This is a genomic window from Sporosarcina psychrophila (genome assembly GCF_001590685.1).
Taxonomy (GTDB): Bacteria; Bacillota; Bacilli; order Bacillales_A; family Planococcaceae; genus Sporosarcina; species Sporosarcina psychrophila.
On the sequence record NZ_CP014616.1, the window covers coordinates 3,215,176 to 3,241,005 of the forward strand.

22 protein-coding genes are annotated in these 25,830 nt (G+C 42.2%); all 22 read right to left on the reverse strand.

The window, feature by feature from the left end; all coding sequences use genetic code 11:
- Positions 1-9 precede the first annotated feature (9 nt).
- Positions 10-486 (reverse strand): ribosome maturation factor RimP, encoded by a 477-nt coding sequence (gene rimP / locus AZE41_RS15345; RefSeq protein WP_067211160.1) that lies wholly within the window; start codon positions 484-486, stop codon positions 10-12.
- Between the two features lie 368 nt (positions 487-854).
- Entirely contained in the window at positions 855-5,177 is a 4,323-nt protein-coding gene (locus AZE41_RS15350; RefSeq protein ID WP_370569894.1) for a PolC-type DNA polymerase III, read from the reverse strand.
- Positions 5,178-5,391: 214 nt separating this feature from the next.
- Positions 5,392-7,098 carry a proline--tRNA ligase gene (locus AZE41_RS15355; RefSeq protein WP_067211165.1) on the reverse strand — a complete coding sequence of 569 codons (1,707 nt, stop codon included), beginning with the start codon at positions 7,096-7,098 and terminating at the stop codon, positions 5,392-5,394.
- A gap of 203 nt (positions 7,099-7,301) precedes the next feature.
- Positions 7,302-8,561 carry an RIP metalloprotease RseP gene (gene rseP, locus AZE41_RS15360; RefSeq protein ID WP_067211166.1) on the reverse strand — a complete coding sequence of 420 codons (1,260 nt, stop codon included), beginning with the start codon at positions 8,559-8,561 and terminating at the stop codon, positions 7,302-7,304.
- Positions 8,562-8,604: 43 nt separating this feature from the next.
- The gene (locus AZE41_RS15365; protein ID WP_067211169.1) at positions 8,605-9,753 is read right to left on the reverse strand and encodes a 1-deoxy-D-xylulose-5-phosphate reductoisomerase; all 1,149 of its coding nucleotides are present in this window, start codon (positions 9,751-9,753) and stop codon (positions 8,605-8,607) included.
- Positions 9,754-9,769: 16 nt separating this feature from the next.
- On the reverse strand, positions 9,770-10,564 hold the full coding sequence (locus tag AZE41_RS15370; protein WP_067211171.1) for a phosphatidate cytidylyltransferase: 795 nt from the start codon (positions 10,562-10,564) through the stop codon (positions 9,770-9,772).
- Positions 10,561-11,355: an undecaprenyl pyrophosphate synthase gene (locus AZE41_RS15375; RefSeq protein ID WP_067211174.1), complete on the reverse strand. Its 795-nt coding sequence runs from the start codon at positions 11,353-11,355 to the stop codon at positions 10,561-10,563. Before AZE41_RS15375 ends, AZE41_RS15370 begins: the two co-directional genes overlap by 4 nt.
- 248 nt (positions 11,356-11,603) lie before the next feature.
- Positions 11,604-12,161: a ribosome recycling factor gene (frr, locus tag AZE41_RS15380; RefSeq protein WP_067211177.1), complete on the reverse strand. Its 558-nt coding sequence runs from the start codon at positions 12,159-12,161 to the stop codon at positions 11,604-11,606.
- Complete coding sequence (gene pyrH, locus AZE41_RS15385) at positions 12,161-12,886, reverse strand: UMP kinase (RefSeq protein ID WP_067211178.1); 726 nt, start codon at positions 12,884-12,886, stop codon at positions 12,161-12,163. Before pyrH ends, frr begins: the two co-directional genes overlap by 1 nt.
- 259 nt (positions 12,887-13,145) lie before the next feature.
- Positions 13,146-14,030, reverse strand: coding sequence for a translation elongation factor Ts (gene tsf, locus AZE41_RS15390; RefSeq protein WP_067211181.1), 885 nt, complete (start codon positions 14,028-14,030; stop codon positions 13,146-13,148).
- Positions 14,031-14,116: 86 nt separating this feature from the next.
- Complete coding sequence (gene rpsB, locus AZE41_RS15395) at positions 14,117-14,842, reverse strand: 30S ribosomal protein S2 (RefSeq protein ID WP_067211184.1); 726 nt, start codon at positions 14,840-14,842, stop codon at positions 14,117-14,119.
- A gap of 244 nt (positions 14,843-15,086) precedes the next feature.
- A complete protein-coding gene (locus AZE41_RS15400) occupies positions 15,087-15,587 on the reverse strand; it encodes a DUF6115 domain-containing protein (protein WP_156476071.1) in 501 nt (166 codons plus the stop codon).
- Positions 15,588-15,592: 5 nt separating this feature from the next.
- Positions 15,593-15,898: a hypothetical protein gene (locus tag AZE41_RS15405; RefSeq protein WP_067211189.1), complete on the reverse strand. Its 306-nt coding sequence runs from the start codon at positions 15,896-15,898 to the stop codon at positions 15,593-15,595.
- Positions 15,895-16,677 carry a FliA/WhiG family RNA polymerase sigma factor gene (locus AZE41_RS15410; RefSeq protein ID WP_067211191.1) on the reverse strand — a complete coding sequence of 261 codons (783 nt, stop codon included), beginning with the start codon at positions 16,675-16,677 and terminating at the stop codon, positions 15,895-15,897. The genes AZE41_RS15405 and AZE41_RS15410 overlap by 4 nt, the downstream gene beginning before the upstream one ends.
- A gap of 256 nt (positions 16,678-16,933) precedes the next feature.
- Positions 16,934-17,428, reverse strand: coding sequence for a chemotaxis protein CheD (locus AZE41_RS15415; protein ID WP_197485330.1), 495 nt, complete (start codon positions 17,426-17,428; stop codon positions 16,934-16,936).
- A gap of 1 nt (position 17,429) precedes the next feature.
- The gene (locus AZE41_RS15420; RefSeq protein ID WP_067211194.1) at positions 17,430-18,062 is read right to left on the reverse strand and encodes a chemotaxis protein CheC; all 633 of its coding nucleotides are present in this window, start codon (positions 18,060-18,062) and stop codon (positions 17,430-17,432) included.
- On the reverse strand, positions 18,052-18,519 hold the full coding sequence (locus AZE41_RS15425; protein WP_067211196.1) for a chemotaxis protein CheW: 468 nt from the start codon (positions 18,517-18,519) through the stop codon (positions 18,052-18,054). The genes AZE41_RS15420 and AZE41_RS15425 overlap by 11 nt, the downstream gene beginning before the upstream one ends.
- A gap of 15 nt (positions 18,520-18,534) precedes the next feature.
- Positions 18,535-20,556, reverse strand: coding sequence for a chemotaxis protein CheA (locus AZE41_RS15430; RefSeq protein ID WP_067211199.1), 2,022 nt, complete (start codon positions 20,554-20,556; stop codon positions 18,535-18,537).
- Positions 20,557-20,569: 13 nt separating this feature from the next.
- Entirely contained in the window at positions 20,570-21,739 is a 1,170-nt protein-coding gene (locus tag AZE41_RS15435; protein ID WP_418064628.1) for a protein-glutamate methylesterase/protein-glutamine glutaminase, read from the reverse strand.
- Positions 21,720-22,589 carry a MinD/ParA family protein gene (locus AZE41_RS15440; protein ID WP_231885694.1) on the reverse strand — a complete coding sequence of 290 codons (870 nt, stop codon included), beginning with the start codon at positions 22,587-22,589 and terminating at the stop codon, positions 21,720-21,722. The genes AZE41_RS15435 and AZE41_RS15440 overlap by 20 nt, the downstream gene beginning before the upstream one ends.
- On the reverse strand, positions 22,579-23,691 hold the full coding sequence (flhF, locus tag AZE41_RS15445) for a flagellar biosynthesis GTPase FlhF (protein WP_067211205.1): 1,113 nt from the start codon (positions 23,689-23,691) through the stop codon (positions 22,579-22,581). The genes AZE41_RS15440 and flhF overlap by 11 nt, the downstream gene beginning before the upstream one ends.
- The gene (gene flhA, locus AZE41_RS15450) at positions 23,691-25,721 is read right to left on the reverse strand and encodes a flagellar biosynthesis protein FlhA (protein ID WP_067211208.1); all 2,031 of its coding nucleotides are present in this window, start codon (positions 25,719-25,721) and stop codon (positions 23,691-23,693) included. The genes flhF and flhA overlap by 1 nt, the downstream gene beginning before the upstream one ends.
- Positions 25,722-25,830: the final 109 nt, after the last annotated feature.

Consider the following 25,830-nt stretch of genomic DNA (forward strand, 5'->3'; position numbering starts at 1 on the left):
ACTATTCAATTATGCGGAAAAGTCGATTGCCAAACGGGCAAGTGCGATTTTATCCAGTTCGATTACAACTTTTATTTTTCTAGTCTTAATGCGCATTTCAACTTCAGCGCCTTCAGGACCATATGCCAATAAATAACCTTCGAACTCTTTCATATCTTTAATGGCTTCGTACGTTTTAATGAATACGAACTGTCCAATCGCTTTTTGAAAATCTTCTTCCTTCTTCAACGGACGCTCTGCGCCTGGTGAAGACACTTCAAGAAAGTAGTTTTGCGGAATTGGATCAGTACGGTCAAGCTCTTCACTCAACTTTTCACTAACTTGAGAGCACTGATCAATATCGATGCTTCCGTTAGGTGTATCAATATAGACCCGTAAAAACCAGTCTCTTCCTTCTTTAACGAACTCTACATCGACAAGTTCCAATTCTAGTTCCTCTACAATTGGACCGGCGATTTTTGCGACTTCTTCCGTAATATTACTCATCTTAGCCCTCCCGAAATATTAATCAAATACGCCTCGGCGTATTTGCGCCAAGATTAGGTAGATTTAATTCACTACAAAATCTGTGGCATCCGCCGGAGGCTCTAACTTTATTTGATGAAAGCCTGAACTTCTACCAAATAAAATTAAAAAACAGTACAGAACAACAGAAAAGAGCGGGAAATCCCACTCTTTTTGCGCAAGACTATTACAAAAGTTGTTCCCATCATACCATACGATATTTGCTGGTGCAAACAAACCGAACAAGAAGAGTTCGGTTTGTTTGCATAATTCCAGCTTCCTTTGCGTGGATTATACAATAGATGTTAAACAACGCTACATATTGTATTTCGAAAAACCCAGCAAAAATCCTAGAAGAGGGACAGCTGATTCGCATCAGGCATACCTTCCAAACAACCTAATGCGTCCATATACTCGACAATTGTCTTCGAAACACGGCCGCGCTGTTGGAAATCTTCTTTCGAAAGAAATTCTCCGTCTTTCCTTGCTTCAACAATTGAATTCGCAACGTTCGTTCCAAGAGAAGGAACTGAATTAAATGGCGGAATCAGTGTATCGCCTTCAATAAGGAATGTTGTTGCGTCGGATTTATACAAATCTGGTCTTGCCAATGAAATACCGCGCTCCCACATTTCCAGCGCAATTTCAAGTACCGTGAGCAAGCTCTTTTCTTTCGGCGTTGCATCAAGCCCTTTTGCATTAATCTCTTTAACTTGCGCTCTAACCGACGCAGACCCCTTCGTCATCGTCAGTAGATCGAAGTCCGTTGCCCGTATTGTGAAGTATGTTGCATAGTACAGAATTGGATGATGCACTTTGAAGTATGCGATGCGTAGCGCCATCAATACATAGGCAGCTGCGTGTGCTTTCGGGAACATGTATTTAATCTTTTTACAAGATTCAATGTACCAGTTAGGTACGCTTTGAGCTTTCATTTCCGCTTCAAACTCCGGTGTCAACCCGCGGCCTTTACGGACAAATTCCATAATCTGAAAGGCCATCGACGGATCTAGCCCTTGATAGATCAAGTACACCATAATATCATCACGACAACCAATAACGTCTTTCAATTCGCAAGTTTTGTTCTGAATCAATTCCTGGGCGTTGCCGAGCCAAACGTCCGTACCATGAGACAATCCGGAAATTTGAATCAGTTCCGAAAACGTCGATGGCTTCGTTTCTTCAAGCATCTGCCGTACGAATCTTGTCCCAAACTCAGGCACACCAAGCGTACCCGTCTTACAACCGATTTGCTCCGGAGTGACGCCAAGCGAAGTTGTACCGCTGAATAATTCCATGACGCCTTTATCATCCGGTGGAATCGTAAGTGGATCAATGCCGGATAAATCCTGCAACATTTTAATCATTGTCGGATCATCATGACCAAGAATATCGAGTTTCAACAAGTTATTGTCAATGGAATGGAAGTCAAAATGAGTCGTCTTCCAACTCGAATTCAAATCATTCGCCGGAAACTGAATGGGTGTAAAATCGAATATATCCATATCATCCGGAACAACGATAATTCCACCGGGATGCTGCCCCGTATTCCTTTTAACGCCTGAACAACCTTGTACCAGTCGATCAATTTCAGCGCCACGGAAGTTCAAATTATTATCATTCATATAGCCGCGTACATAGCCATAGGCGGTCTTCTCAGCGACTGTTCCAATCGTCCCTGCACGATAAACAAAATCTTCACCGAACAGTTCCTTCGTATAATTATGAGCATGTGCTTGATAATCACCACTGAAGTTGAGGTCAATATCGGGAACTTTATCCCCATTAAATCCAAGGAAAGTTTCAAACGGGATGTCCTGACCATCTTTTTTGAATGGCGTTTCGCATGTTGGGCACATTTTGTCTGGAAGATCGTAGCCAGAACTGACAGATCCATCATCGAAAAACTCGGCTACCTTACAGGTCGGACAAATATAATGTGGCGGCATTGGATTTACTTCGGTGATTTCCATCATCGTAGCAACAAGCGACGAACCGACAGACCCCCGAGACCCAACCAGATACCCTTCATCTAGCGATTTCTTCACGAGTTTATGCGATATAAGGTAGATAACCGCAAAGCCGTGACCAATAATCGATTTTAGTTCTTTTTCAATACGCGCTTCGATGATTTCCGGCAATTGCTCACCATAGATTCCGTGCGCCATCGAATACGTCAGTTCACGTACTTCTTCATCCGCACCTTCGATTGTAGGGGTATAAAGATCATCTTTGATTGGTTTTACGTTACCGATTCTTTCTAAAATTGCATGCGGGTTGTCGATGACTATTTCTTCCGCGACTTCTTGACCTAGAAACGCAAACTCTTCCAGCATCTCATCCGTCGTTCGGAATTGGACCGCTGGTAGCGAATGCCTGTTCATTGGATTGGCTCCACCTTGTGATCTGACAAGTACTTGGCGGAATGTTGCATCCGTTTCATCAATGTAATGGACATTTCCAGTTGCACAAACGGGTAAACCAACCTTTTTTCCAAGCTTGATTAGTTTCCGCATTATGTCTTCCATATTCCACTCATCGCGAATCAATTCAAGTTCAAGCAAATGCGAATAAACTGGTTTGGGATGGACTTCAAGGTAATCATAAAACTTCGCAATTTCCTCTACTTCTTCCATCGGTTTCTGCATAAGCCCCTCGAACACTTCACCTTTATCACAACCAGAGCCAACAAGCAGCCCTTTACGGTATTTAACTAGCAATGAACGCGGAATACGCGGAATACGGTAGAAATAATCCATATGTGAGTACGAAACAAGTTTGAACAGGTTTTTCAATCCTTCATCATCCACCGCTAAAAGTGTACAATGCGATGGACGGGACCGTTTGTAGACGTCACCTTCACCAATATGGCGGTTAAAGTCATCCAAGTATTCGATGCCTTTGCTTTCCGCATCTTTTAACAAACGAAGGAACAGATGTGCAGTCGCTTCGGTATCATAGATTGCTCGGTGAGCCTGAGTCAGTTCGATTCCGAATTTTTTCGCTAACGTACCAAGCCTGTGATTACCCATTTCTGGGTACAGGAAGCGGGCCAGTTCGAGCGTATCAATAACCGGATAGGCCGCGGCTTCCAAGTCCGCCTTTTTACATGCTTGATAAAAGAAGCCCATATCGAATTTCGCATTATGGGCAACAAGAATCGAATCGCCAATAAATTCGACGAAATCTTTCGTGACATCCTCAATTTCCGGTGCATTTTTTACCATTTCGTCGGTAATTCCCGTCAATCTGGTCGTTGTCGATGATAGCGGATGATGCGGATTTGAGAATCTTTCGAACGTCTCAATAATCTCACCATTTTTCACTCTGACTGCAGCCAGCTCGATGATTCTGTCATACACAGCGGAAAGTCCTGTCGTCTCAACGTCAAATACTACAAATGAATCATCTTCAAGCTTTCTATGCTGTTCATCAAAAACGATAGGCACTCCGTCATCCACTAGATTTGCTTCTAGTCCGAAAATGACTTTCACACCATGTTTTTTTCCAGCGTTATACGCCTCTGGAAATGATTGAACGTTCGCGTGATCTGTAATTGCGATTGCGGGGTGTCCCCATTTCGCCGCTTGTTCAACAAGTGCAGATGCAGATACAACGGCATCCATCTGACTCATCGTCGTGTGTGCATGCAGTTCAATCCGTTTTCGGTCCTTCGGCGCCTTGTCTTGTCTGATAATAGGAGACACTTCCATAACGTCTTGAGCCATCATAATAAGATCCCGTACGAACGTATCGTTTTGGATACCGCCGCGGGCTCGAATCCATGTCCCTTTTTTCAGCGCCTTCATCATTTCCGCATCTTCGTTATCACGCGAGAACATTTTAACAAGAATTGAATCCGTGTAATCTGTTACTTTAATCGTCAACAGTGAGCGTCCACTCCGCAGTTCACGAACATCCGTATCAAACACATAGCCTTCTATTGTCACGCGACGTTCTTCGTCCTGAATTTGCTGAATTTCGAGCATAGGCTCATCTGGTTTAATTGGCGTTCCGAGACGGAATGGTCCAGATACAGTGCCACTTTCTTTCTGGGATGTTTCCCTTAGTTTTAAATCTTCAAGCGCTTTTTTACCATACGCTTCCTCTTCCGCTAGCCGTTGCGCCATAAATGCTTCACGGGCAGCTTCCGCTCCGCTATCTTCATCTGTCAATTTGAAATCGACGACAGGCCGCGGAAATCCGAATGATGTATACACATCCGTGATGAGTCCAGCATATTTGCCTTTCATCATTTGTAGTTCCAAATCATTCGTACAAGAAAGCGTCATTTTACCACCCGTCATGACCGGCTTTTGTCCAATAAGAAGTTCTCTGATTGGCGGAGACATATCACTCAACTCTTCGATGATAAATGGCCAATAATCCGTTAGTAATTGCCCATCTACTTCCTGGTTTCTGGATGTAATATGAAGCTTAACCCTCGCAATTGCCGCAAATGTTTTATTGATACGTTGCGAAAACACTGTATAGACATCTACTGGTAATGGCTTGTCGAGCGTTAAATTAAATTGCCACACTCTTGATTTCCGGTGAATGTTCACACGGTTAAGTTCCGCATGTTCAAAGTGAATGACATATTGATCATCTGTCATCTCGATTTGTTGCAGCAAGATATATAGTTTATTTATAGCGTCCATAAGCCTCTCCAATCCTTCATCAGTAAGAAAAGCGCAAGGCGCCGTCTGGACGCGACAGGCATAAGTCGATCCAGGGACGTGGCGCTCTTTGCCACATAGCTGGATTGCTTATGACCGAGCGGCTGGCGCCTGGAGCTAGACACTGTTCTAGGTCAAAAAACACATTCTTTCTTAATCTTTCGAAAAAGAAGGGAAGTACCGACATGCGGCCTTCCCTTCTCAATAGTTATTCAGCTGTGAAAAATGCTTGTAACTTTTCAGTTAGTTCTTCTTTTTGCCATTCAGCAGTTTCCCCGGTTTGTCTGAATTTGATTTCGACAATTCCTTCTGAAGCTCTTTTCCCGATTGTAATGCGAATCGGTAGACCAATTAAATCTGAATCTGCGAATTTAACGCCTGCACGTTCAGGACGATCATCATACAGGACATCATATCTGTAAGATTTTAGAACACTATATAATTCGTCAGCCAATTCTTTCTGACTTTCATCTTTAAGATTTACGGCAATTAGATGGACATCAAATGGCGCAATCTTCTTCGGCCATTTCAATCCGTACTCATCATTGAACTGTTCCGCGACAGCTGCAAGTATACGTGATACGCCAATGCCATAACAGCCCATGATGTACGGTTTCGATCTGCCGTTTTCATCAAGGAATGTTCCGCCCATCGGTTCACTATATGTCGTACCTAATTTGAATATATGTCCAAGTTCAATTCCTTTGGCAAACTTAATGGTACCCTTGCCATCCGGTGACGCGTCTCCTTCGAGGATGAAACGAAGATCTTCATAGCGATCCACAGCAAAATCACGTTCTGGATTGACATTTGTCAAATGGAAACCGTCTTCGTTTGCTCCGCATACACCGTTGACGATTGATGCGACTGAGTGATCTGCAATCACTTTAAGATCAAGAGGAAGTTTAACTGGCCCGATTGAACCAACCCCACAAGAAAGAAGCTCAGTAACATCACCTTCAGCTGCGAACTCAACTTCTGAGGCACCAAGTACATTTTTCAACTTAATATCATTGATTTCATGATCTCCACGACAAAGGACTGCGATTAGCTCATCATCTGCTTTGAAGATAAGTGTCTTAATAAGACGAGTTGCATCGACATTCAGGTATGAAGCAACTTCACTGATTGTTTTTTGATCAGGCGTTGCGACTTTTTCTACTTCCCGCAATGCTTCATCCAGTTTTTCATAGTTGACATTCACTTCAGCCATTTCAATGTTAGCTGCATATGAAGAAGAATCACTATATGCAATTGTATCTTCACCAATGTCAGACAGCGCCATGAATTCATGTGTATCTGTACCACCGATTGATCCACCGTCTGCCATAACTGCACGGAAATCAAGCCCAAGCCTTGTAAAGATATTCGTATAGGCTTGCATCATTTCCTGGTATTTCTCATCAAGACTTTCTTCCGTCGCATGGAAGGAATACGCATCTTTCATGATGAATTCGCGTCCTCGCAGAAGTCCGAAACGTGGACGCTGTTCATCCCTGAACTTCGTCTGTATTTGGAACATTGTCAGTGGTAGCTTCTTATAAGATTTCACTTCATCGCGAACAAGTGAAGTAATTACTTCTTCATGAGTCGCACCGAGGGCGAATTCCCTTTTATGCCGATCAGTCATTCTGAATAGCTCAGGACCATATGAGTACCATCTGCCAGTTTCCTGCCACAGTTCCGCTTGTTGCATAGCAGGCATAAATACTTCTACAGCTTCGATTGCTTCCATCTCTTCACGGATAATTGTCTCGACTTTTTGAAGTACTTTCTTTCCCAAAGGTAGGAATGAATAAATTCCACTTGTATTTTGTCGGATAAAACCTGCGCGTAAAAGTAATTGATGTGATTTTACATCGGCATCAGAAGGTACTTCACGCATCGTAGGTATGAATGTTCGCGATTGTTTCATCTATGTTCCCACCTTAAGTATTGTTTTTGGAATTCCTTGGTATATAGGTCAATATAAAGAATCCCATTTAATTCGCTACGGCGCTCAGAGATACGTGCCGACCTAAGCCAAGTTGCATCGGTCCTGTCGATAAAGGCAAAGGACGCCTTTCCCGACTGGCCCTACAGCGCTTGTCGGGGCTAAACGGCGCCTTGCGCTTTTCTTTAAAAGAAAAAGCGCTGTATATCATTCCAGGTTACTATAAGCATAAGTAACATCAGCAGAACAATCCCTACAAAATGGACCATTCCTTCTTTTTGTTTGGCGATTGGCTTACCACGAATTGCTTCAAACAGGAAGAACAATAACCTTCCGCCGTCAAGTGCTGGCAATGGCAACAAGTTCATAATCCCCAGGTTAATGCTTAAAATTGCCGCCCAGTTCATGAGACTATATATACCGTGCTGCGCCACTTCCCCAGTAGCTTGGTAAATACCTACAGGACCTGATAAGGCGTCGAATGACAATTGACCTGTTACGAGCATTCCGAGTAATTCGGCAATTCTTTTAAACCATACAATTGTTTCTTCTACCCCATACTGAACTGCTTTTAACGGACCTTTCACTACTGGGCTTGTATACTTCACGCCAATCTGGCCGTATTCTTTACCCTTTTCTTCAAGTGTCTTTGGTACAACATCCATCATCACCGAATCACCGTTACGATCCACTTCAAGCTGGAGCAGTATACCGGGACTATTTTGAATGATTTCAGCAAACTCCTGCCATGTTTCGATGGGTTTGCCATCGACCACTTTAACGAAGTCTCCATCTTTCATACCAGCAACCTGTGCAGGATCACCGCTAACCACGTTTGTAATAACGGGTTCATATGTCGGTACACCTTGTAACAGTCCGATCGTAAGGAATATGAAAAACGCCAGAATAAAGTTAAACAATGGACCTGCAAAGATAGTCATTGCTCGGCCGCCGAGAGACTTCGATTCGAATTGGCGATCATACGGGGCAATAAGTGTTTTCTGCCCCTTCTCATAGATAACCGCTTTTCTAGATACATTGTAACGGACAAGCTGCCCTTCTTCATCATAGCCTTCGATGAATAGTTTCTTTTCCAAATCAGATGACTCGGTTTCAAGGAATAGAACGTCAGGATTCGCAACATTGCGGTTCAAGTAAATCTTTTCAACTTCATTCGCAGCATTAATTAATAGACCTACACGATAACCAGCCTGTAATGCAACCGTATCAAAGTCTTCCCCTGCCATCCGGACATAACCACCAAGCGGCAGAAGTCTAACTGTATATAACGTTTCACCTTTTTGAATACCAATAATTTTAGGGCCGAATCCTATTGCGAATTCACGCACCATGATTCCAGCCTTTTTCGCAAACAAGAAATGTCCTAGTTCATGAAAAAAGACCAAAGTACCGAATACGATTATAAACGAAATAACGGTTTCCATGAAAAACCACCTTCACTGACCTCTTTGGCCGTTTCTAAAAAACTCATTCTACCATAGCATACACCATTTTTCGAGTAAGCGAATCTGTTTCCAAAATTGCTTCAAGACTCGGAGTTAGAATTGTTCGATGCGCCTCCATTACCCGTTCAATGATGTCTTCAATTTGCACAAATGGAATACGACCATTCATAAACAACGCTACAGCCACTTCATTTGCAGCATTCATGGCAGCTGGCATTGTACCACCTTCTTTACCAGCAGCATATGCAAGTCCCAACGCCTTAAAACGAACTAGATCCATTTTCTCGAAATGCAACATTCCAATTTCTTCGAGACGAAGCGGTTTCGCGTTTTGCATCGGAATCCGATCTGGATAGGTCAAAGCATATTGGATAGGTACGCGCATATCTGGTGAACCAAGTTGTGCCATGACACTTGTGTCTTCGAACTCGATCATCGAATGGATGATACTTTCCTTATGAAGCAAACAATCAATTTTTTCATAAGGCATTGCAAAAAGATGATGTGCCTCAATCACTTCAAGCCCCTTGTTCAACATGGTCGCCGAGTCGATTGTTAATTTATTGCCCATTGACCAATTAGGATGCGCAAGTGCCTGTTCAAGCGTCACGTTTGCAAGTTCTGCCCGGGTAAGATCCCTGAAACTTCCGCCTGAAGCCGTCAAAATAAGCCTAGAAATACGTTTCGGATCTTCACCGTTCAACGCTTGGAAAAGTGCTGAATGCTCACTATCCACAGGTAAAATCGGTACACCGTATTTACGGGCTTCGCTCATAACGATTTCTCCTGCTGCGACAAGTGTTTCCTTATTGGCAATAGCGATAGTTATCCCAGCGCGGATTGCTTCAAGTGTTGGTTTAAGTCCAACACTGCCGATGACGGCATTAAGCAATATATCAGCACCCGTACGTGCCGCAACTTCAACAAGGCCTTCATCTCCGTAAACAAATTCGATAGCGGGAAATTCCGTTTTCAGCATTTCGGCATCTTCACATCTTATTACAGATATCATTTGTGGATGATACGCTGAAGCAATTTCCCTTACACTATCGATATTCAAACCAGCTGAAAAAGATACGAGCTTAAATTTATCGGGGTTGGAACCAATGATATCCAGTGTCTGTATACCGATGGAGCCTGTAGCCCCTAGTAGACTTATTTTCTTTGTCATGTAGACACCCTTTCCTTTATCCTACAAAGTGTAGAAAATGAAGTAATGGCAGTACAAAAAGGAGACTATCGAACCTGTCTAGAATCCCACCATGACCTGGCAGGAGCTTTCCTGAATCCTTCACTTCATAATGCCTTTTTAGTGCCGATTCGACAAGGTCGCCCAATTGCCCGACAATCGATGCAATAATCGTCACAACAATAAGTATGATATATGTAGAAGCAATAGGGAAGTAGATTTGGAAGATGCAAGCAAAAACAACAGCTGACAATACACCGCCTACAAAACCTTCCACTGTCTTGTTCGGGGAGATCTCCGGCCACAATTTACGCTTACCTATTTTTCTTCCTGTGAAATAGGCACCGGAATCCGTAACCCAAATTACCATCAAAGCATACACGACATATTCGATTCCGAATAATCTCGTTTCAATCAAATAATAAAATCCAATTCCGACATACAACACACCTAAAACAGAAAAAGCTGCATGATCGAACGTAAATCGATTTTTAACAACAACTGTATAAATCAATAGCATAAGGACAATAGCAAATGTCATTTCGATTTTTGTATAACCAACCATTTCGAAGACGGTGCCGCTCCAATTGGCAGGCATAAGTAATATTGCAAGCGCAAACCATGTTAAAATGCCTTCAATTGAAAATAGTTGAATATCCCTCATTCGTAATAGTTCATATAACCCAATTGTTGCAATTGCATAAACTGCAACCGTGAAGGGCAACCCACCTATTACAACTACTGGAACGAAAAAGATAAGCGCAACGATTGCCGTCAGTATCCTCTGTTTCAAACGTCCCCATTCCCTTCTACACTACCAAAACGTCTATTTCGCAATTGGAATTCTTCAATCGCATTCAGCATGCATATTTCATCAAAATCTGGCCACAACACGTCTGTGAAAGAAAACTCGGCATATGCGAGCTGCCATAACATGAAATTGGACAGCCTGACTTCGCCGCTTGTGCGGATCAGCAAATCCGGTTCCGGTAAATGAGAGGTCATTAAATGGGATCCAATGAGCGACTCGTCGATGTCTTCGGAATTAATAGATCCTTCCACTACCAGTGCCGCAATTTCTTTGACAGATTCAACAAGTTCTAGCCTGCTACCGTAATTCATGGCAAAGTTCAATGTTAAACCGTCATTGTGCTTTGTTTCTTCCATTGCTTTACTAATCGCTTTTTTCGTATGATCTGGCAACATATCAAAATTTCCAATCATTTCAACCTTCACGTTTTGCTCGATTAACTCGGGGAGGTAAGTGCTAAGAAACTCTCCGGGAAGTTTCATCAAGAAATCTATTTCGAGTTTCGGTCGTTTCCAGTTTTCGGTGGAGAAAGCATAAAGTGTCAGTACTTTTATGCCTAGATCATTTGCGATGCGTGTTATTAAACGGACCTTCTTCATCCCTTCATGGTGGCCGGCGATTCTTGGCAAGTTACGTTGTTTCGCCCATCTGCCATTACCGTCCATAATAATTGCCACATGTGTAGGGATTTTCCTGCTTTTAACAGTTACAATTCGGTCCGAAATTGAACCACCTGACACCATAGTTTTTTTTCGAAAAAGTTTTTCCAACATGTCGTTTCCTCCACTCAGCTACTATCAGAGCAAGTACATACTCTATCGTAACAAATTAGACGGCTAATTTCATTTTTTATTGCTGTTCAAAAGAACAATAGCGGAAATGCCTGGTCAGCGGCGTTGGAGTCTCGGCGTGGAATATCGCCTTTCATAGGTTATCCACAGGCCAAGAACTCTATAATTTCCTAAGCAAAGAAAAAGACGTCCTGAAATAAGGACGTCTCGGAATATAGAAAGTTCTTCTATCAGATTTCCATGATTTCGTTTTCTTTATCTTTTGCAATTTCATCGATTCTCACGATTTGTGAATCCGTCAACTTTTGGATTTCTTCACCATAACGGTGTAGTTCATCCTCAGTAATTGAACTACTTTTTTCAAGTTTCTTGAAATCTTCATTCGCATCACGACGAACATTACGTATCGCTATTTTTGCTTCCTCTGCTTCTTTTTTCACAGATTTCACAAGTTCTTTTCGGCGATCTTCTGTCAATGCTGGAACAGCAAGGCGGATAACGCTACCATCATTAGAAGGTGTAATTCCGATATCCGATTTCATGATTGCCTTTTCAATATCAGCAAGTATTGTCTTGTCATAGGGTTGAATGACAAGCAGACGTGCCTCAGGTACTGAAATACCAGCCATCTGTGATATTGGAGTAGGAGCACCGTAATACTCAACAGTTAATCTGTCCAGCATTGCAGCGCTTGCACGTCCTGCACGAATAGAAGCTAGTTCTCTCGTATATCCACCAATTGCTTTTTCCATACGATCTTTCGCTTGATCCATTACTTCGTTAGCCATTATAAATTCCTCCTGACGACCGTCCCGATCGATTCACCTAGGACGGCTCTCTTAATATTTCCATTTTCCATAATAGAGAATACTACGAGTGGGATATCGTTGTCCATACATAGAGTTGAAGCCGTTGAATCCATTACTTCAAGCCCTTGGTTAATGACATCCAAAAACGATAGTTCTAAGTATTTAACTGCATTCTTATCTTTAGCCGGGTCAGCTGAATAAACGCCGTCCACATTGTTTTTCGCCATAAGAATGACGTCCGCTTCAATTTCAGCTGCGCGGAGCGCTGCTGTCGTATCAGTTGAGAAATACGGATTCCCCGTACCTGCTGCAAAAATGACGACCCGTTTCTTTTCAAGATGGCGGATTGCTTTGCGGCGTATGTATGGTTCCGCAACTTGTCTCATTTCAATTGATGAAGAGACGCGAGTTTCAACGCCAATTTTCTCAAGTGAATCTTGTAGAGCAAGGGAATTCATAACCGTAGCGAGCATGCCCATGTAATCTGCTGTCGCACGATCCATTCCCATTTCACTGCCAACTTTACCACGCCAAATATTTCCGCCTCCGACAACAACGGCAACTTCGACATCTAGGTCAACAACTTCTTTCACTTGTATTGCAACGTTTTTAATAACTTCTGGCGATAGACCGAAACCTTGATCACCAGCAAGTGCTTCTCCGCTTAATTTCAAGACGATACGTTTATATTTTGGATTGCTCATTTGTATCCTCCATCTATTCTTTTTTCTTAAGAAAAGCACAAGCGCCTATTATAAATGAACGCAGCCTGTAGGCCCACGACATGCATAAGATGGGCCGGTGACGTGGCGTTCTTTGCCCACATAGCCGGACTGGCTTATGACCCTATCTCCTAGGCGCCTGGAGCTAGACACTGTTCCATGTTGAAAAACTTATACTTTCTTAGCTCTTGAAAAATGGGGAACACACGCATGTGTTCCCCATTTGTTAGTCTATAACGGCTCAGTTACCTTTAACTTGGCTCATAACTTCATCTGCGAAGTTATCTTCAGGTTTTTCAATACCTTCACCAACTGCATAACGGATAAATTCTTTCAATGTACCGCCAGTTGATTTCACGAAATCGCCAACTTTTTGATCGGAATTTTTAACAAATGCCTGATCAAGTACACAAATATCTTCGAAGTATTTACCGATACGGCCTTCAACCATTTTCGCAACGATGTTTTCTGGTTTACCTTCGTTAAGTGCTTGTTCTGTAAGGATTTTACGTTCGTGCTCAACTTCTTCAGCAGAAACTTGGTCACGTGAAACGTATTTCGGATTCAATGCTGCAATGTGCATTGCAACGTCTTTTGCTGCATCTGAATCTGTTGAACCTTCAACAATAGTAAGAACACTGATTCGTCCACCCATGTGCAAATATGGTCCGAAAGCATCGTTATCTGTTTTCGTACGAATTTCATAACGACGAAGTGTAATTTTCTCACCGATTTTAGCAACAGTGTTTGAAATATGATCCGCTACTGACAATCCGTTTGGCAATGTAGATGCAACTGCCTCTTCGACTGTAGCAGGCTTTGTAGCAAGAAGGTGTACAGCAAGATCGTTTACAAGTGTTTGGAAACCTTCATTTTTAGCTACGAAATCAGTTTCTGCGTTCACTTCAAGAATAATTGCTTCGTTACCGTCAACATGAATATACGTTGTACCGTCTGCAGCAATACGATCCGCTTTCTTAGCAGAACTAGAAAGACCTTTTTCACGTAGGAAATCAATTGCCGCTTCCATGTCACCGTTTGTTTCTGTTAACGCTTTTTTACAGTCCATCATACCTGTACCTGTTTTTTCCCGTAATTCCTTAACCATTTGCGCTGTAATTTTCATTTTTTCCATTCCTCCTATTTATGCCATCAATTCCGAAAAAAGACGATAAGGGTATAAGCCGCTTATCGTCTTTTCATTTACTGGATTTACTCTGCAGCTACAGTTTCTTCTTGAGTCGCTTCTTCGTCTTCACCTTGTCTTGATTCAAGCAAAGCATCAGCCATTTTGCTAGTCAATAGACGTACTGCGCGAATTGCATCATCATTCGCAGGAATGATGTAGTCAATTTCGTCTGGATCACAGTTCGTGTCAACGATTCCAACTAGTGGAATGTTCAATTTGATTGCTTCAGCAACCGCGATGCGTTCTTTGCGTGGGTCAACAACGAACATAACATCCGGAATTGCTTTCATATCACGGATTCCGCCAAGGAATTTCACAAGACGTTCGTGTTGTTTCTTAAGTTGTCCAACTTCTTTTTTAGGAAGTACGTCAAATGTACCGTCTTCTTCCATTTTCTCGATTTGTTTCATACGTGCAACACGTTTTTGGATTGTGCCAAAGTTTGTAAGTGTTCCACCAAGCCAGCGTTGGTTAATATAATACATTCCAGCGCGTTCAGCTTCTTCTTTAATTGCATCTTGTGCTTGTTTTTTAGTACCGACGAATAGAACTTTACCGCCATCAGCACCAACTTGACGCATGAATGCGTAAGCTTCTTCAAGTTTTTTCACCGTTTTTTGTAAATCGATGATGTAGATTCCGTTACGTTCCACGAAGATGAATTTCTTCATTTTCGGGTTCCAGCGGCGTGTTTGGTGACCGAAGTGTACTCCGGCTTCAAGCAGTTGTTTCATTGAGATAACTGACATTTTGTATTCCTCCTGTTTTGGTTTAATTCCCTCCGTGCACCTCATCCGCCAAAACGACCTCTCGGCACCATTCCTGACGTCCGTCCACGTGTGTAGTATTACCATTCGATAATATACCATATGATTATCTTTATTGCAACCTTCATAGTTTATAATGAAGAATCCTATTAAATTCACGTCGACTGCCCTTGTAAGGCACCTTTGTTTAGTTTATATAGGTATTCATTTGTTTAACATATATACTTCATCTGAATTTCAAGATTAACTCTATCTCTGTACGCCCTTTGCCTAGTTGCTTAGCAATTTCTTCTATGGACTGCCCCGCGTCGTGCAGTCTAATTACCTGTGTTCTTGCATCCTCGGCTTCAACTGGCGCCTTAGACTCCTCAGTGGCCTGTCCTGCTGCCTTATAAGACTTGAGAGCAAGATTAACTGGCATTTTAGGTATGCTGGCACGTATTACGGGCCGAACTTCTTCAGAAGCCGCAGGTTCTTGTGAAGCACTTACAGTTGTTTTTTTGACAGCAGGTTGTTGAGCATAGACTGTAAGCTGTTCAATTAAGCGCTCATTCTCGTCTTTCAACTCCGATAAGTATGCAACAATCGAATTATCCATTTCAGCCATAAGCTTGCGCTGTTTTTTTTCGAGATCATCAAACTTCGTAACTTTAGTGTAAAGCAAAGCTAGGAAGTAAAAACTTATTATTTGTATGATGAATAAAAACACTAAAAAAATCGTTATCATCGTCATTAGCCTGTAAAGTCAACAAACGCACCTTTATAGGGGTGTATCGTCTTCTTTTCCTCTTCATTTTGTTGGTGGTCTCCGTTTTGTAACTCTCCTTGATCATGTTCCTGTCGATGTCCGTCTGCCGCCGCCTTCGCTGCCTCTTCCGATTCCAAGACAGTTTCTTTGCCTTTTAACGCTTGCCGTTCCATAAGTGAATTGGCATGATCTAAGTTTAATTGGGTTTGTTGGTGCTTTTGTTCTGCGATTTTTCCCGCATCGAAGGTCTTGGGTATCGCAATTTGCAGTTCAATCCCCTTCAAACTCATAAGATCCCTCCATCAACAATTTCAGTTGCTAATAGTTTGCGAAGTTTGAATAGCGCTTTCGAGTGAATTTGAGAAATCCGCGACGTAGATAAACCTAAAATCTCACCGATTTCTGTAAGAGTCATTTCTTCTGTATAAAAAAAGCTCAATACAAGCTGTTCATTTTTATTTAGTTCATTGATTTTAGTAATCAAGTCACCAATCAATTCAGTCATCATAGTCTTCTGCTCAGGAGTCTTTGTACCTTCATCCTTTATGATAAACGACTTTTGTCCTTCATCGTCATCGTCATTGACTTTCTCATCAATAGAAAGGACGTTTGAAAAATAATGTTCATGGACAGTCTGATATACCTGATCTACACTTATTCCCATGTGCTCAGCAATTTCTTCTGGTGTAGCATGACGTTGCAGCTTTTGCTCAAGCTTCATAATTTCTTCTTCTTGTTTTTTGGATTTCTCCCTAGAAGAACGCGGTAACCAATCTTCTTTCCGCAAGCCATCGATAATGGTGCCACGGATACGAAAAGATGCATACGTATCAAATTTTAAATCCCTGCCTGGATCGAATTTCGTCAACGCATCAAATAGACCGTGAAGTCCTAGACTCATTATGTCGTCACGAGAAACGTTACGGGGCAATCCAGAGCTAATCCGTTGCACATGATAGCTGACAAGCGGCGTGTACTTACGGACAAGTATGTCTCCTGCTTCGGGATCACGATTTTGAATCCACAGGTCCCAACATACGGCTTCCTCCATCAAATCCTGTTTCGACATCGAATCCCTCACTTTCCATGGTGATTCCGTCATAGTTACTCATATTATAGCAAAGAAACAGAAAAAATGCGCAAGTGCCTGTTCAAAGGCGTTTTATGAACCGGCCCTCTAGACGCTGGGGACTGGACGTTAACTAGCACTTTCCACTGGTTATCCATAGGCCAAGAGATTTATAGTTTCTTGGTGCAAAAAAGGCGACTGAACTAATCAGCCACCATGCGTAATTATCCAGCGGTCGAATTCATCCGCTCTATCTTCAAATTTCCTTCGTTCCTAAATTTACTGTTCGGATGTTAAGCATTGATTCTGTAGGATTAAATTCAATTGTACGGCCGCTCGAGCCCCCGGTGTCTTCAGCAATAATCGGGATAGACAATCGTTTCAATTCTTGTTTAACGGCTTCAACGTTTCGCGGACCAATGCGAATCGTGTCGCTTGAACCGAATTGAAACATTTGTGAACCACCCGCAATTTTCGCCTTCAAAGCCATCGGTCTGACACCTTCCGCCTTGAGCAATTCCATCAACGCATAAATACCGGTATCCGCAAACTTAGCGACATTAATGCGATCCGATTTACCAAGACTGGAATCCGGAAGCATGATATGTACCATTCCCGCAATCTTTTTACGCTCATCGTAGAGTACAATTCCGACACATGAACCCAGACCTGAAGTTCTAATTGTCATCGGTTCCTTGACGATATTCATATCCGCGATTCCTACCCGAATTACCTCGTTCAAAATCATCATCTCACATTACACCTAGTGAACGGAAAATAGTAACGTAAGATGGGGGGTCCGGAAGCAGGAAAAAGTGACCGTTTACACTTGAAATTCCTTCCTCACCTTCCTCACGAATCTGCGTGTCAATAACGATGACTTCATCGCTATAATGAGAGATTTCAATAAGCCCGAAACTGACGATTGCACCAACCATGTCGACACTTAACGAAGGTACTGTAGGATAAATTTTCAAGCCCGTAAAATCGGACAGTGCGGACAAATATGAACCTGAAAGAATATTGCCAAGTTCTTGCATGGCGGATACTCCTATTTCAGGAAGATTAGGAGAGGCAAAATCGAATGTCTCGTCCTCAATCAATCTTCTGATGAAATGATTTGCTGATTCCACGGGTAGCACAAAAAACATACTGCCGGACAAATCTCCCTCAATTCGGAGGAAGATTCCAGCTACTATTGTTTCAGCACCACCGGCAAGGTCAAACATCTCATCAAATGACACTAGTTTGACATTCGGAACATGCATATCAATTTTACGGTTAAGCAGTTGTGACAATGAAGTTGCCGCGTGTGCCGCTCCAATATTCCCCACTTCTTTCAAGACATCAAGATGCATGTCCGTAATTTTATTATCAGAATTCATCTGATGCCACCCGCTTCACGGGCTCAAGAACTTTATCTAGATTCAGCATAACAAGAAGATGTTTTTCCACTTTAGCGACGCCGGATATGAAGTCTGACTCTATAGTACCGACGACTTCTGGTTGTGGTTCGATTGCATTCACTGGAATGTCGAGTACATCATTCGCAGCATCTACAATCAGCCCTACATCATATTCATCTAACGTGACAATTATTATTCTTGTACTGTCATCCATCTCTTTTGATGCGAGACCAAACCGCTCACGTAAGTCGACAATTGGCGTAACGATCCCTCTAAGGTTAATAACTCCTTTAACATAAGCTGGCGTTTTGGGAACCCGGGTAATCGAAAGCACTTTTTCGATTGACTGAACGATATCGACACTGATGGCATATTCCATATCTAACAATTGAAAAACAATTACTTTCATTTCTTTTTGATTGAGTTTATCAGTCATATTTTTCACCCCCGCTTATTTAATCAATGCGTTGCAATCGACAATGAGTGCAACTTGTCCATTTCCAAGAATCGTTGCACCGGATATCGCGAATACACTTTGCAAATAATTACCAAGCGATTTCAACACAATTTCCTGTTGCCCAATGAATGAATCGACAACCAGTCCCGCTAATCTTTCGCCTTTACGGACAATAACTACAGACTGATAGCCATCCAACTCACCATTTTGTTCTGGTATTTCGAAAATTTCCGTCAAATTTAATAGTGGTATGATATTGCCACGGAAATCGATAACTTGTTGGTTATGCGCATTCATAATTTCAGAAGTCTGAATGATAGCCGTCTCAATGATTGATGACAAAGGAATTGCAAACACTTCTTTTTTCAATTCTACTAGCATAACGGAAATGATTGATAAGGTTAATGGAAGTTGAACTTGGAATAAGGAACCTTGTCCTTCTTTCGATTCAATTGACATAAACCCGCCGAGCGATTCAATGGTATTTTTCACGACATCTAACCCTACACCGCGTCCAGATACATCCGAAATTTTTTCAGCTGTCGAGAATCCAGATGCCAGAATGAGTTCAGCTACTTGACGGTCCGTCAGTGTTTCAGCTGTCTCTTTTGTTACAATGCCACTTTTAATTGCTTTTGCAAGTACACGTTCACGATTGACACCGGCTCCATCGTCTTCAAGCTCTATAAATACATGATTACCTGAATGATAAGCACGTAAAGTTACAGTACCTTCTTCAGGCTTCCCTTTGGCAACACGCTCAGCCGGACTTTCGATACCATGATCCAGTGCATTACGAATCAAGTGAACAAGCGGATCCCCGATTTCGTCAATAACTGTTCGATCAAGTTCAGTTTCAGCTCCAATGATTTCGAGTTCAACTTTCTTGTTAAGATCACGTGCCAACTGCCTGACCATTTTAGGGAAACGATTGAATACAGTCTCAACCGGTATCATGCGCATGTTCAAGATGATGTTTTGCAAGTCACCAGATACACGTGTAATCCGTTCGACCGTTTCATTCAATTCTGGGTTATGGATTTCACTTGCAATTGATTGAAGTCTTCCCCGATCAATGATCAGCTCTTCGAAAAGATTCATGAGAACATCAAGTCTATCAATATTCACACGAATTGTTTTATTACCGGATTGTACGCCTGAGTTGCGTTTCCCTTTTTTAGCATCTGCATCTATAGTAGTAGGCGTAATCGATTCTGACTCTTTAGCGGACTCTTCATCTGTATCACGCATCAAATAATCAGTTGTAACAGGTATGACAGTCACGCTTTCAATTTCGGACACTTTTAATACTTTGGCTTTCAAAACATCCGCATCTTCTTTTGTAATAAGCGCCACTGTAAACGTTTCGTTAAAGTCTTCATTTTCTAGCCGTTCTACTTTGGGCTCAGATTTAATGATTTCACCGGATTTTTCCAGTATTTCAAATACCATATACACCCTTGCTGCTTTCAATAAACAATCGTCTCGTAGTTTCACATTAATTTCAAATGCGCTAAATCCTTGCTCAAATGATTGACTAAGGACAGTCATTTCGTACCCATCATAACGAAGTGAATCTTCATGGCTAACTTTATCTTCTAGTACAACAGCTGCTGCAGTTTCAGCTACCACCGCCCCACCAACTTCAATCCTGTTCAATGATTCAACAAGTTTGGTTACATCCTTCTTACCGGTTCCACCTGAGGCGATATCCATCACCATCTCTTCAAGGTAATCGACAGCTTGAAAAACGACATCCAAAATTTCAGCTGTAACACGAATTTTCGAATTACGGATTGCGTCCAATACATTTTCCATCATATGTGTAAGATCGGCGATGTCTTCATATCCCATTGTTGCCGACATCCCTTTCAACGTATGAGCGGACCGGAATACTTCATTTACAATGGCAAGATCTAGCGGGTTTTTCTCGAGTTCCAACAGATGTTCGTTGCATGCTTGTAGATGCTCCTTACTCTCATCTATAAACATTTCCAAGTATTGATTTGTATCCATCGTGACGCCTCCTTCAAGACTTTATAATACCAATAATCGATTCTGAAATATCGTGTAAGTCAACGACCTCATCGGCAAAACCAGCTTCTTTTATTGCTTTTGGCATGCCATATACGACTGATGTCTTTGCCGATTCTGCAATAGTAATTGTTTTACCATTTTTTCGTAACACTTCCATACCGTTTTTCCCGTCATACCCCATGCCTGTCATGATAACGGTCAAAAAGTTCAACTCTGTATTCTCGGCAGCTGACTCCAACAGAACATCAACGGATGGGCGATGTCCCGCTCGTGGAGGATCCACTGCATCTAGCCGAACATAATAGAACATGCCTTTTTTCATCATTTTAAGATGTTTGCCACCCGGTGCAATATAGGCTGTACCATTTTCAAGCAACTCGCCATCTTCTGCTTCTTTTACATGAATATCACAAAGACCGTCCAGTCTATCTGCAAGGGATTTTGTAAAACCTGGAGGCATATGTTGAACAACTAGAATTGGAACACCGATTAATGCGGGTATACCCGTCAGCACTTCTTGCAGTGCCCTAGGTCCCCCTGTCGATGTGCCTATTATAACAAATGTTTTGCCTGTTTTGGGAATCTTATTTTTGGACACATTCGTTAACTGACTCCGACTAGGGATAAAGGTAGGTATTTCAGCAACTTTTCCAACCGGTTTAGTAACTGGGTTTGAACTAATCACATGCGTCAAACGTCGCCCCGTAATTTTTCTTGTCAGCGTAGCCAGCCGTACCTCTGAAGCGGCAATGACTTTTCCTAGAATTTCTTCCTTCACCTCGTGAAGATTCAAGGATATTGCCCCACCCGGTTTCGCAACGAAGTCAACTGCACCGTATTCCATAGCGAGCATGGTGTTCTCCGCACCAATTTTTGTTGTGCTCGACAACATGACAATCGGCAATGGATTGCGCGACATAATTTCTTTTAACGCTTCGAGACCATCCATAATTGGCATTTCAATATCCATGGTCACAACGTCCGGCTTCAAAGTTTCTACTTTTTCGACGGCCTCTTTACCATTGCGTGCAGTTCCTATTACTTCAATTTCCGGATGGCCCGACAGGAAGTCAGATATAAGCTTACGCATAAATGCCGAATCATCCACAACCAACACTTTCTTACGATTGCCTGTATTCAAATCATCCACGCCCTTTCGCAAATATACTTCTCATTTTACCGAGGAATCCTTCTCCTTGTTTGAACCCCTCTTCAGAACTTGGACTAACAAACGACTCTGCAATTGCCATCATTCTTTGGGATATAGGAGCTTTGGGATATAGCAGTAAAAATGGCTCCTGTGCAAGTACAGCCTTATGAACTACAGGATCTTCAGGTAGGAAGCCAAGAATCTTAGTCTCTTTCCCTAAGAACTTACGCATAGCATATTGAAGTCTCGTTACAGCATCATTGCCATCATCCCCCTTTGAAACACGGTTACTGACGATGCTGAATACCTTATCGGGATCTTGCAAACAAATAAATTTCATCATGGAATAGGCATCCGTGATGGATGTTGGTTCAGTTGTCGAAATGACAATAATTTCATCGACAGCGACAATCAATTCGATTGAACGTTGCGTTGCCCCCGCTCCCATATCAAACAAGATAAAATCATATTTTTGTTGTAAATATTCAAACGCTTGGATTAGCCTATCGAACATAGCTGCTGACCATTCCATCACCATATCCAGCCCAGAACCCCCAGAAATGAACGACAAACCTCCAGGCGCTTCATTTACCACTTCATCAATTTCTACCTTATTAAGTAAATAGTCTGTCAAACTATTCCGCGGTGCCATACCAAGAAGAATGTGGATGTTGCCCATTCCAATGTCCATATCAATGATAATTACTTTTTTACCTTTAGCTAAAAGCGCATGGGCGAAATTTGTTGAGAAATTCGATTTCCCAACACCCCCTTTACCACTGACAATGGCAATCGATTTTGACAGTTTACCTTGGGACTTCAGCATCTTGAGCCTAAGTGTTTCCGCCTGATCACGCATCATGAGCACCCTTTACTAACAATGAAATCAGTTTCGTACTATCTGCCTCGGTAATATCTTCCGGCACTTCCTGACCATCCGTGTAATACGCGGTTCCAATACCATAGTCCTTCATAAGATTAAACATCGGACCAATTGAACCGGTTTCATCCATTTTCGTGAAGATGAACTTTTCAACCGAAAATGACTTGAACTGTTCAATAATTGCCCGCATGTCTTCCTCTTTAGACGTCATTGAAAGAACAAGATACGATTCCATATCAAGCGAAAAATCGATTAAACGTGTCAAATCTTCTACGAATTTAGCCTCTTTGTAATTTCGACCTGCCGTATCAATAAATATCAGGTCACGGTCAGCCAATTTTTCGATTGCTTGTTCGAAATCCTTGCTGTTATATGCAATCTCTACAGGAGCTTGTAACAAGTTCGCATATGTACGTAGCTGTTCAATTGCTGCAATTCGGTACGTGTCAGTGGTGATAAAACCGATCTTCTTCTTCTTTTCAAGAAGTGCCCTTGCAGCAATTTTAGCAATGGTTGTGGTCTTTCCAACCCCTGTTGGTCCAAGAACATTAATGAACTTTTTATTGAAAGAAATGCCCCCGAACGGCAATTCACCGATTTGCCGTTCAAGAAGTTGTTTTACGATGAGTAGTTGTTCTTCATTTGTGAAATCTTTTTTCTCCGCTTTCATCCTATCGTAAAGATCCTCACCCAACTCAGTGATAATATTTGTGGACAATCCCTGTTTTTCTAGATGAGTAAGTAACGGTTTCACTTCATCCGGAAAACGGGAATGAGTAGCGGCTTGCTGCATATCCTTCAACATCTTTTTCATTTCGCTCATTTCTTTTTTTAATGCTGCGGACGTATCGTCACCTCTTTCAACGTGCAATGAAGTAGGTGGAAGAACAATTTCTTCTATTTTCGAAACCGGTTCATCAAAACCCGCAACAACTTCCACAGATTTCTTTTTAAACAGGCCTAGAAACCCTTTAGATTTAACGACATTTGAACTAAGGATGAGTGCATCATCCCCAAAGTCCATACGAACTTTTTTCATGGCTTCTACCATTGTTTCCGCTGTATATTTTTTCATTTTCATCAGATATCCACCACCCCAACACTTTGGACTTCAATTGAAGCTTCAAGTTCATTGTAAGATAATACTGGAATTTGAGGGAAGTATCGTTCCGTTATTTGCCTCAAATACATGCGGATTGCTGGCGTACAGAGAACGACCGGCGATTGATCCATCAATGCGACACGTTCTACTTCCCCAGCAATCGACTCGAGGATTTCCTGGGAATGTTGTGGGTCGAGTGATAAATAATTACCTTGTTCCGTTTGCTGGATACTATCTGCAATCATTTTTTCAACTTTGCCAGAGACGGTTAACACTTTAAGCGATTGCCCAGCCGATGCATACTGATTTGTAATTTGCCTTGCAAGAGCCTGTCTAGCATACTCTGTTAAGACGTCAACATCTGATGTATATTTCGAATAATCCGCAAGTGTTTCAAAGATGATTGGCAAGTTCCGTACCGAAACATGCTCGTTCAACAACTTCGCAAGTACTTTTTGAATTTCACCAATCGATAACGGCGTAGGCGTGAGCTCGTCGACAAGAATCGGGAATGTTTCACGCACATGATCGACAAGTTGTTTTGTTTCTTGACGGCCAATCAAATCCGCAGCATTCGCACGAATGACTTCTGTCAGATGCGTTGACACAACACTCGGCGGGTCAACAACCGTATAACCGAGAATCTCTGCATCTTCTTTCACATCTTCCGTTATCCATTTGGCAGGAAGTCCGAATGATGGCTCGATTGTATCAATCCCTTCAATCGAATCATCTCCACCCGGACTCATCGCTAGGTAGTGATCGAGAAGTAATTCCCCTCTTGCTAATTCACTTCCCTTAATCTTAATTCTATACTCATTTGGTTGTAACTGGATATTATCCCTAATACGAACAACCGGAATAACAAGACCCAGCTCAATTGCAAGCTGCCTACGAATCATGACGACACGGTCGAGTAAATCCCCCCCTTGCGTCGCGTCAACGAGCGGGATAAGCCCATAGCCAAACTCGAATTCGATTGGATCTACATTAAGTAGATTGACGACATTCTCTGGACTTTTAAGACCTTCCGTTTCAACATCTTCTTCCATCTCCAATAGTTCTTTAGGATCTTCTACTTCCTTCTTAGACATTATATAGGCCGCGACGGCAAGTGTAATTGCAATCGGAAGTGTAAATATGTCATTAATAGGAGTAGCAAGACCAAGTAACAACACTGTTACAGCTGCGACGTAAAGAAGTTTGGGCTGTCCAAGAAGCTGATTTGTTATATCAGACCCCAAGTTCCCTTTTGACGCGGCACGTGTAACAACAATACCTGTTGCAGTTGAGATAAGGAGGGCTGGTATTTGTGAAACGATACCATCACCGACCGTCAATTGTGAGAAGAGGATGGCAGCTTCTGCAAATGGCAGTCCCATTTGAGCTACCCCTATTATCATCCCAACAAGTAGGTTGATAATAACGATAATAATACCGGCAATTGCGTCTCCTTTAACGAACTTTGTTGCCCCATCCATTGCTCCATAAAAGTCGGCTTCGTTACTGACTTTTTCACGTCTCGTTCGTGCTTCTGTTTCAGAAATCATACCGGCGTTCAAGTCAGCATCGATACTCATCTGTTTCCCTGGCATTGCATCGAGCGTAAAACGGGCAGCTACTTCAGAAACCCTTTCCGCCCCTTTTGTAATGACGATAAACTGAATAATGACAAGGATGACGAAGATAACGAGACCGACGACGATATTTCCTCCCGTAACAAAGGTACCGAACGTTTCAACAACTCCACCCGCATCTCCGTTTGACAAAATTGCCCGAGTCGTTGAAACGTTAAGGCCCAAACGGAAAAGTGTAAGCAAAAGTAATAAGGTAGGGAAAATTGAAAACTGTAACGCTTCCTGCATGTTCATGGCAGTTAAAAGAACTAAAAGTCCAAGTGTAATATTTATAATTATCAAGAAACTTAAAAGCCATGGTGGAAGCGGGATGACAAGCATCGCAACGATCATGATTACCGCCGCGAGTACTCCTATATCTCTGAATTGCATGTCATCCCTACTTTCTATTATTTAATCAAATACGCCTCGGTGTATTTGCGTCCTGTACGTCCGAGGCTTTTGGTCAACAGAGGGGGAATTGAACTACATCCTTCCTTAT

Bases quoted from the DNA above. Each gene is read 5' to 3' on its own strand.
- rimP (WP_067211160.1), bottom strand. From the start codon at position 486: ATGAGTAATATTACGGAAGAAGTCGCAAAAATCGCCGGTCCAATTGTA.
- AZE41_RS15355 (WP_067211165.1), bottom strand. From the start codon at position 7,098: ATGAAACAATCGCGAACATTCATACCTACGATGCGTGAAGTACCTTCT.
- rseP (WP_067211166.1), bottom strand. From the start codon at position 8,561: ATGGAAACCGTTATTTCGTTTATAATCGTATTCGGTACTTTGGTCTTT.
- AZE41_RS15365 (WP_067211169.1), bottom strand. From the start codon at position 9,753: ATGACAAAGAAAATAAGTCTACTAGGGGCTACAGGCTCCATCGGTATA.
- AZE41_RS15375 (WP_067211174.1), bottom strand. From the start codon at position 11,355: ATGTTGGAAAAACTTTTTCGAAAAAAAACTATGGTGTCAGGTGGTTCA.
- frr (WP_067211177.1), bottom strand. From the start codon at position 12,161: ATGGCTAACGAAGTAATGGATCAAGCGAAAGATCGTATGGAAAAAGCA.
- pyrH (WP_067211178.1), bottom strand. From the start codon at position 12,886: ATGAGCAATCCAAAATATAAACGTATCGTCTTGAAATTAAGCGGAGAA.
- tsf (WP_067211181.1), bottom strand. From the start codon at position 14,030: ATGAAAATTACAGCGCAAATGGTTAAGGAATTACGGGAAAAAACAGGT.
- rpsB (WP_067211184.1), bottom strand. From the start codon at position 14,842: ATGTCAGTTATCTCAATGAAACAACTGCTTGAAGCCGGAGTACACTTC.
- AZE41_RS15400 (WP_156476071.1), bottom strand. From the start codon at position 15,587: ATGATAACGATTTTTTTAGTGTTTTTATTCATCATACAAATAATAAGT.
- AZE41_RS15405 (WP_067211189.1), bottom strand. From the start codon at position 15,898: ATGAGTTTGAAGGGGATTGAACTGCAAATTGCGATACCCAAGACCTTC.
- AZE41_RS15410 (WP_067211191.1), bottom strand. From the start codon at position 16,677: ATGTCGAAACAGGATTTGATGGAGGAAGCCGTATGTTGGGACCTGTGG.
- AZE41_RS15415 (WP_197485330.1), bottom strand. From the start codon at position 17,428: ATGATGATTTTGAACGAGGTAATTCGGGTAGGAATCGCGGATATGAAT.
- AZE41_RS15420 (WP_067211194.1), bottom strand. From the start codon at position 18,062: ATGAATTCTGATAATAAAATTACGGACATGCATCTTGATGTCTTGAAA.
- AZE41_RS15425 (WP_067211196.1), bottom strand. From the start codon at position 18,519: ATGACTGATAAACTCAATCAAAAAGAAATGAAAGTAATTGTTTTTCAA.
- AZE41_RS15430 (WP_067211199.1), bottom strand. From the start codon at position 20,556: ATGGATACAAATCAATACTTGGAAATGTTTATAGATGAGAGTAAGGAG.
- AZE41_RS15440 (WP_231885694.1), bottom strand. From the start codon at position 22,589: ATGATGCGTGATCAGGCGGAAACACTTAGGCTCAAGATGCTGAAGTCC.
- flhF (WP_067211205.1), bottom strand. From the start codon at position 23,691: ATGAAAATGAAAAAATATACAGCGGAAACAATGGTAGAAGCCATGAAA.
- flhA (WP_067211208.1), bottom strand. From the start codon at position 25,721: ATGCAATTCAGAGATATAGGAGTACTCGCGGCGGTAATCATGATCGTT.